Source organism: Promicromonospora umidemergens (assembly GCF_024171995.1).
GTDB classification, from domain to species: Bacteria; Actinomycetota; Actinomycetes; order Actinomycetales; family Cellulomonadaceae; genus Promicromonospora; species Promicromonospora umidemergens.
On sequence record NZ_JAMTCT010000030.1, the window covers coordinates 53,592 to 60,392 of the forward strand.

The window sequence follows — 6,801 nt, forward strand, 5'->3', positions numbered from 1 at the left end:
CCGATGTCCCACCCGTCGCGGGCCACGCTGACGACCGCCCCGTCCTTCTCCCGGGTGACACGCCCGTCGACCGTGGACCTGATCCAGACGGAGCTGCGCAACGCCGTCTACGCGGGGGTGCTCGCCGTCGGCTCGCCGATCCGGGAGGTCGAGGTCGCCGCCCAGCTCGGCGTGAGCCGCGGCCCGCTGCGCGAGGCCGCCCAGCGACTCGTCCAGGAGGGCCTGCTCGCCGCGACGCCGGGCCGAGGGATGCGGGTGGCGACGATCAGCAAGGAGCGGCTCCCTGCCCTCTACGAGGCGCGCAAGTCGGTGGAGGTCTCCGCGGCCCGGCTGCTCGTCCGGTCCGGCGCCGACACGGCGATCGCCGGTGTGCGCCGCGCGCACGACGAGCTCGTCGCCGCGAACCGCACCGGGGACGCCCGTCGGGTCGGCGGCGCCGACCTGAACCTGCACTGGGCTCTCGTGGCCGCTGCCGGCAACCCCTGGCTCACCCGCTGGATGACCACGCTCATCGTCGAGGTACGGCTGGCCACGTTCACCGTGAGCGACGAGTACGTGGTGCGCAAGGACACCGCGGACGCGCACGCGCTGATCGTCGAACGCCTGGAGGCACGGGACGAGGACGGGCTGGTGAACGCCATCACCCAGATGCTCGAGGGCGCCGTGGACCGGCTGCTGGGCCGGGAGGACGAGGCCGTCGAGACGTTCGAGGAGCCGGCGGACGCCCCGGAGATCACTCTTGGCCCGATCGACGCACCGGACGGGGCGTCGATCGGCTGATCCTGGTGCGCACCCCCTCGGCCTCCGGTTGGAGGGTCTCCACCTTCGAGCCGGAGAGCGGCATCCGGATGGTCACGAACTTCTCCGTGGCGAGCCCCCGCCAGAGCGCGAACATCGCCAGGAACATCAGGATGAAGATCGGCAGCCCGACCACCGTGATCACCTGTTGCAGCGCGACCAGTCCTGCCTCCCCGGCCAGCACGATCAGCGCGATGGCGACCGCCCCCTCGGAGACGCCCCAGAACACCCGCTGGCGGACCGGCCCGGAGTCCTCGGTCCCGGTGCAGAGCATGTCCACGACCAGCGAGGCGGAGTCGGACGACGTGGCGAAGAAGATCGCCACGATCACCACGACCAGCCCGGAGATGAACGTGGCCAGGCCACCCACGCCGAGCAGCTCCTCGAAGAAGGTGAACATCGCCGTCGCCGGGTTCTCCAGCACCGCAGCGGTGATGGGGTGCGGGTCGTCCGGGGACGAGCCGATACCGTCCAGCTCCATCGCCGACCAGCCGAAGATGGCGAACCAGACCAGGGTGAAGAGCGAGGGCGCGACCAGCACGCCGCCGACGAACTCACGAATGGTGCGGCCCCGGGAGATGCGCGCCAGGAAGATGCCCATGAACGGCGCCCAGGTGACGGTCCACGCCCAGTAGAAGACCGTCCAGCCGCCCTGCCAGCCCCAGCCCTCTGGTGTCGTGAAGGCCAGCGCGTCGTTCCAGAAGGCGAGCGGCACGATGTTCTGCGCGTAGAGCCCGATGGTCTCGATGATCTCGCGCAGCAAGAAGATGGTGGAACCGGCGAACAGCACGAAGAGCATCAGCGCGACGGCCATGCCGATATTGATGTTCGACAGGTTCTTCACGCCCTTGTCGAGGCCGGCGACGATCGAGGACACCGCGACGGCGGTGAGGATGCAGATGATGATCACCTTGGGCAGCAGCGCGTCCGGGATCGCGGTCAGGTCGGCCAGCCCGGTATTGATCTGCTGCGTGCCCAGACCGATCGACACGGCCAGGCCGAAGAGCGTGCCGAGGATCGCGAAGATGTCGATCGCCTTGCCGATCGGTCCGTAGATGCGGTCCTTCAGGAAAGGGTAGAAGACCGAGCTGACCCGGAGCGGCAGCTTGTGCCGATAGACGAAGTAGCCGAAGGCAAGCCCCGGCAAGGTGAAGATTGCCCAGGTGTGCAGGCCGAGGTGATAGATGGCGATGCTCATCGCGTCGTTCGCGGCCTCGGCGGAGAACGGCACCGCGCCACGTGGCCCGGACGCGAAATGGTTGATCGGTTCGGCGACTCCCCAGTACATCAGGACAGTGCCGATACCACCGGCGAAAAGCATGGTGAACCACGAGATGTTGGAGTACTTGGGCCGTTCGTGGTCGCCACCGAGTCGCACGTTCCCGTACTTGCTGATGGCCAGGTAGATCAGGAACAGCACCCAGACGGAGACACCAAGGATGAAGAACCATCCGAGCCTGGTCACCACCCAGGTACGCCCAGCGGTGAACAGCTCCCCGATGGGCGTCGGGAAGATGACGAGCAGCAGCAGGATGGCGACCATCAGACCGGCCGAGACGAAGAAGATCACCGGGTCCGTCCTGAGCCCTAGCCGCCGGGCGAGTGAATTCAGCACAGAGAACGCCTCCTCGCGGGGAACTGGCGGATTCCCATTGACCCGGCATCCCCTTTGTACCGAACCAATGGGCAGGCATGCTGCCAACAATTCGGGAGGACGTCTATCCCAGGGGATTATCTTCTCGCGCGGACCCGCAATGTGCGATCCGGTTCAGACCCAGGCGGCAGGGGCCGCCAGCACCGCCCGCAGCACCTCGCGCGCTCCGCCCGTCAGCGCGGCGTGCGGCCCGGCCTGCGCGGCCCGGACGTGCAGGTCGACGAACGGCGCGGCCAGCACGCGGTCGGCCAGCACCGCCTCGACGTCGGCCCTGAGCCACGGCAGCAGCTCCGCGTAAGCACCGCCGAGCACGATCGTGCCGACGTCGAGCAGATTGACGAAGTCCGCGAGCGCCGAGCCGAGGGCACGGCCGGCCGGGAGCGCCTGGGCGCCCCCCGCGGCGGCGCCGGTCTGCGCCAGCCGGGCGACGAGCGCGGCCAGCGGGGAGTCCGGCGGCAGTCCCGCCGCGCGCATCATCGCCTCCTTGCCCGCGTACTGCTCCAGGCAGCCGAACGCGCCGCACGAGCAGCGCGGTCCCGCCGGGTCGACGACCACGTGCCCGATCTCGCCGTTCCACCCGCGCTCCCCCAGGAACAGCGCGCGGTCGACGACGACGGCCCCGCCGATGCCGACGTCGCCCGACACGAAGATGAAGGAGTCGGGCGCCGCGACGTCGGAGCCGCCGGCCAGCTCCGCGAGCGCGGCGAGCTTGGCCTCGTTGGCGATGCGCACCGCGAGGTCACCGAGTCCCAGGAGCGGGACCGGGTCGAGCGACGACCAGCCGAGGTTGGGCGCGACCTCGAGGAGGCCGGTGCGCGGGTCGACCAGACCCGGGAGCGCCAGGCGTGCGCCGGCGACCGTCATGCCCGACGCCGCGACGCCGTCGGTCACCTCGCGTGCGAGCTCGCCGAGCCGGCCCAGCACGACCGCCGGATCGCTGTCGTGGAGCGCGCCGGGGACCACCCGCTCCGACACGACGTCACCGGTGAGATCGAGCACCCGCACGCCCAGGTAGTCGACGTTCACCTCGAGCCCGAGGCCCACGACGGAGCGCGGCGCTGGGACCAGCGGGACGGCAGGCCGGCCCGCGCGCCCCCCGGTCACGGCGGGCAGCTCGCGGACGAGCCGGGCGGCCACGAGCTGGTCCACCAGCGTCGACACCGTCGCCCGGGCCAGGCCGGTCGCCGCGGCCACACCGGCGCGCGAGAGTGGTTCCGGCACCTCGAACACCGCGCGCGCGACCAGCTCGAGGTTGCGTTCGCGCAGGGTGTGCTGACGGGCCGCACCTGGGCCCGTCCGCGTAGTGGTGTCGCGTGCGGTCCCGGCGGTGGTCACGCCTTGACTGTAGCCGAGACCCGGGCAATAGTTCATCCGTACAACAAATGCGGCGCCGCGTGCCGGGGCCGCCTCGATGAGGAGACCCCCGTGAGTGACATCAAGTACTCGTTCGGCCTGTGGACCATCGGCTGGAACGCCGTCGACCCGTTCGGCACGGCATCGCGCCCCGAGCTCGACCCGGCCGAGTCCATCCGCAAGCTCGCGGACCTCGGCGCCTGGGGCTTCACGTTCCACGACAACGACGTCTACCCGTTCGGTTCGGACGACGCCGAGCGCCAGAAGCACATCGACTCCGTCAAGAAGGCCGCCTCGGACACGGGCATGGTCTGCGAGATGGTCACGACCAACACGTTCACCCACCCCGTCTTCAAGGACGGCGCGTTCACCTCCAACAACCGCGAGGTGCGCCGCTTCGGCCTGCGCAAGGTGCTGCGCAACGTGGACCTGGCCGCCGACATGGGTGCGAAGACCTTCGTCATGTGGGGTGGCCGCGAGGGCACCGAGTACGACAACTCGAAGGACCTCAACGCAGCGCACGCGCGCTACGCCGAGGGCATCGACACCGTCGCCTCGTACATCAAGCAGAAGGGCTACGGGCTCAAGATCGCCCTGGAGCCCAAGCCGAACGAGCCGCGCGGCGACATCTTCCTGCCGACGATCGGCCACGCGATCGCGCTGATCGACTCGCTGGACAACGCGGAGATGGTGGGCCTCAACCCGGAGACGGGCCACGAGCAGATGGCCGGCCTCAACTACACGCACGGCATCGCGCTCGCCCTGCACGTCGGCAAGCTGTTCCACATCGACCTGAACGGCCAGCACGGCCCGAAGTACGACCAGGACCTCGTGTTCGGTCACGGCGACCTGCTGTCGGCGTTCTTCACGGTCGACCTGCTGGAGAACGGCTTCCCGAACGGCGGCCCCCGCTACGAGGGCCCGCGCCACTTCGACTACAAGCCCTCGCGCACCGAGTACCTCGACGGCGTGTGGGAGTCGGCCAAGGCGAACATGACGACCTACGACATGCTCGCGGCCAAGGCCGCGGCGTACCGGGCCGACCCGGAGGTCCAGGCGGCCTTCGAGCACGCGGGGATCTTCGAGCTGGGCCAGTCGACCCTCGCCGAGGGCGAGACCTTCGACTCCTTCCTCGCCGAGCCGGACCCGGACGTAGACGCCCTGGCCGAGCGGGACTACGGCCTGGTCCGCCTGCACCAGCTGGCCCTGAACCACCTGATCGGCTGACAGCCGGTCCTCGTCTCGTCATCCGCCTCTTCGAGGTCTAGGTTTCTTCGCTTTCAGCGGGTTCAAAGCGAAGAAACCTAGACCTCGAAGAGAGATGTTCGGCCCGCGACAATCACGCGGTAGCGTTTCGTCGTCTCGTTCCCCTTCCCGTCACCGGAGCATCGATGCCCCTCGTCGCCGGCGTGGACACGTCCACGCAGTCCTGCAAGATCGTCGTGCGCGACGCCGAGACCGGTGCGCTGGTCCGGACCGGTTCCGCCAAGCACCCCGACGGCACGGAGGTGGACCCGCAGCACTGGTGGGACGCCTTCCAGGAGGCGGCCGCCGCGGCGGGCGGCCTGGCCGACGTCGCCGCGCTCGCCGTGGGCGGTCAGCAGCACGGCATGGTCACGCTCGACGCCGACGGCAACGTCGTCCGGCCCGCGTTGCTGTGGAACGACAACCGTTCGGCGCCGTCGGCCGAGGCCCTGATCACCGAGCTCGGCAACGGGGATCGCGAGGCAGGCGCCCAGGCCTGGGCCGACGCCGTCGGCTCCGTGCTCGTCGCGTCCCTGACGATCACCAAGCTACGCTGGCTGCGCGACAACGAGCCGGAGAACGCGGCCAAGGTAGCCGCCGTCGCACTGCCGCACGACTGGCTGTCCTGGCGCATCGCGGGCTACGGCCCCGCCGGCGACCCGACGGCGCCCCTCGGCCCGCAGCTGGACAAGCTCTTCACCGACCGTTCCGACGCGTCCGGCACCGGCTACTACGACGCCTCCGTCGGTGAGTACCGACCGGACCTGCTGGAACGGGCCCTGGGGCGCGCCGACGTCGTGCTGCCGCGCGTGGTCGGTGTGGCCGAGGCGGGCGCCGTCGCGCACCCGAGCGTCGCGGGCGGGGCGACCGCCACCTCGATCGCGTCGAACGGATGCCTCATCGGGCCGGGCGCCGGTGACAACGCGGGCGCCTCCCTCGGGCTCGGCATGACGCCGGGCGACATCGCCATCTCGATCGGCACCTCCGGGGTGGTCTCCGCCGTCGCGCCGCAGCGCACCGCGGACGGCTCCGGCGCGATCAACGGCTTCGCCGACGCGACCGGCAATGCGCTCATGCTCGCCGTGACGCTCAACGCGGCACGGGTCCTGGACGCCGCCCGCGAGGTGCTCGACGTCGACTTCGACGGGCTGGCCGAGCTCGCGCTGCAGGCTCCGCCCGGGTCCGACGGCCTCGTCCTCGTGCCGTACCTGGAGGGCGAGCGCACGCCCAACCGGCCCGACGCCACCGGCACCCTGCACGGCATCCGCCTCGCGACGTCCACCCGCCCTCACCTGGCTCGCGCATACATCGAGGGCATGCTGTGCGGTCTCGCGGACGGTCTCGACGCCCTGCGCGCGCAGGGCGTCGCCATGGAGCGCGTGATGCTGATCGGCGGTGCGGCACAGTCGACGGCGGTGCAGCAGATCGCCCCGCAGGTGTTCGGGCTGCCGATCAGCATCCCCGAGCCCGGCGAGTACGTGGCCGACGGCGCCGCGCGCCAGGCCGCCTGGGCGCTGGCCCGTGCGGCCGACCCCGCCGCCGCGGCACCCGCATGGTCCACGACGATCGCCACCACCCTCGACGCCGACCCGAAGCCGGTGGTCCGCGAGCAGTACGCCGCCGTCCGCGACCTCGCATGAGCCGGAGGTGCAGCGTAGGGAGTGGGCCGAGGAACGAGGCACGCGCCCGGAGCGGAACCGCAGGCTCATGCGATACGGGGAGAGCATGAGCCGGAGGTGCAGCGCAGGGAG

At 70.6% G+C, this 6,801-nt stretch carries 5 protein-coding genes; 3 read left to right on the forward strand and 2 right to left on the reverse strand.

Annotation, left to right across the window (positions count from 1 at the left end):
- Positions 1 to 3: 3 nt before the first annotated feature.
- On the forward strand, positions 4 to 780 hold the full coding sequence (locus APR04_RS27725; protein ID WP_253877250.1) for a GntR family transcriptional regulator: 777 nt from the start codon (positions 4 to 6) through the stop codon (positions 778 to 780).
- On the opposite strand, the gene APR04_RS27730 is transcribed toward APR04_RS27725, so the two are convergent.
- Entirely contained in the window at positions 734 to 2,413 is a 1,680-nt protein-coding gene (locus APR04_RS27730; RefSeq protein ID WP_253877252.1) for a BCCT family transporter, read from the reverse strand. The two genes, APR04_RS27725 and APR04_RS27730, sit on opposite strands and share 47 nt — an antisense overlap.
- Positions 2,414 to 2,566: 153 nt before the next feature.
- A complete protein-coding gene (locus APR04_RS27735; protein ID WP_253877254.1) occupies positions 2,567 to 3,787 on the reverse strand; it encodes an ROK family transcriptional regulator in 1,221 nt (406 codons plus the stop codon).
- Between the two features lie 90 nt (positions 3,788 to 3,877).
- Here APR04_RS27735 and xylA point away from each other — a divergent pair, with 90 nt between their 5' ends.
- Together xylA and APR04_RS27745 are read left to right on the forward strand one after the other, a co-directional pair.
- Entirely contained in the window at positions 3,878 to 5,032 is a 1,155-nt protein-coding gene (gene xylA, locus APR04_RS27740) for a xylose isomerase (protein WP_253877256.1), read from the forward strand.
- Positions 5,033 to 5,196: 164 nt separating this feature from the next.
- Complete coding sequence (locus tag APR04_RS27745; RefSeq protein ID WP_253877258.1) at positions 5,197 to 6,690, forward strand: xylulokinase; 1,494 nt, start codon at positions 5,197 to 5,199, stop codon at positions 6,688 to 6,690.
- Positions 6,691 to 6,801: the final 111 nt, after the last annotated feature.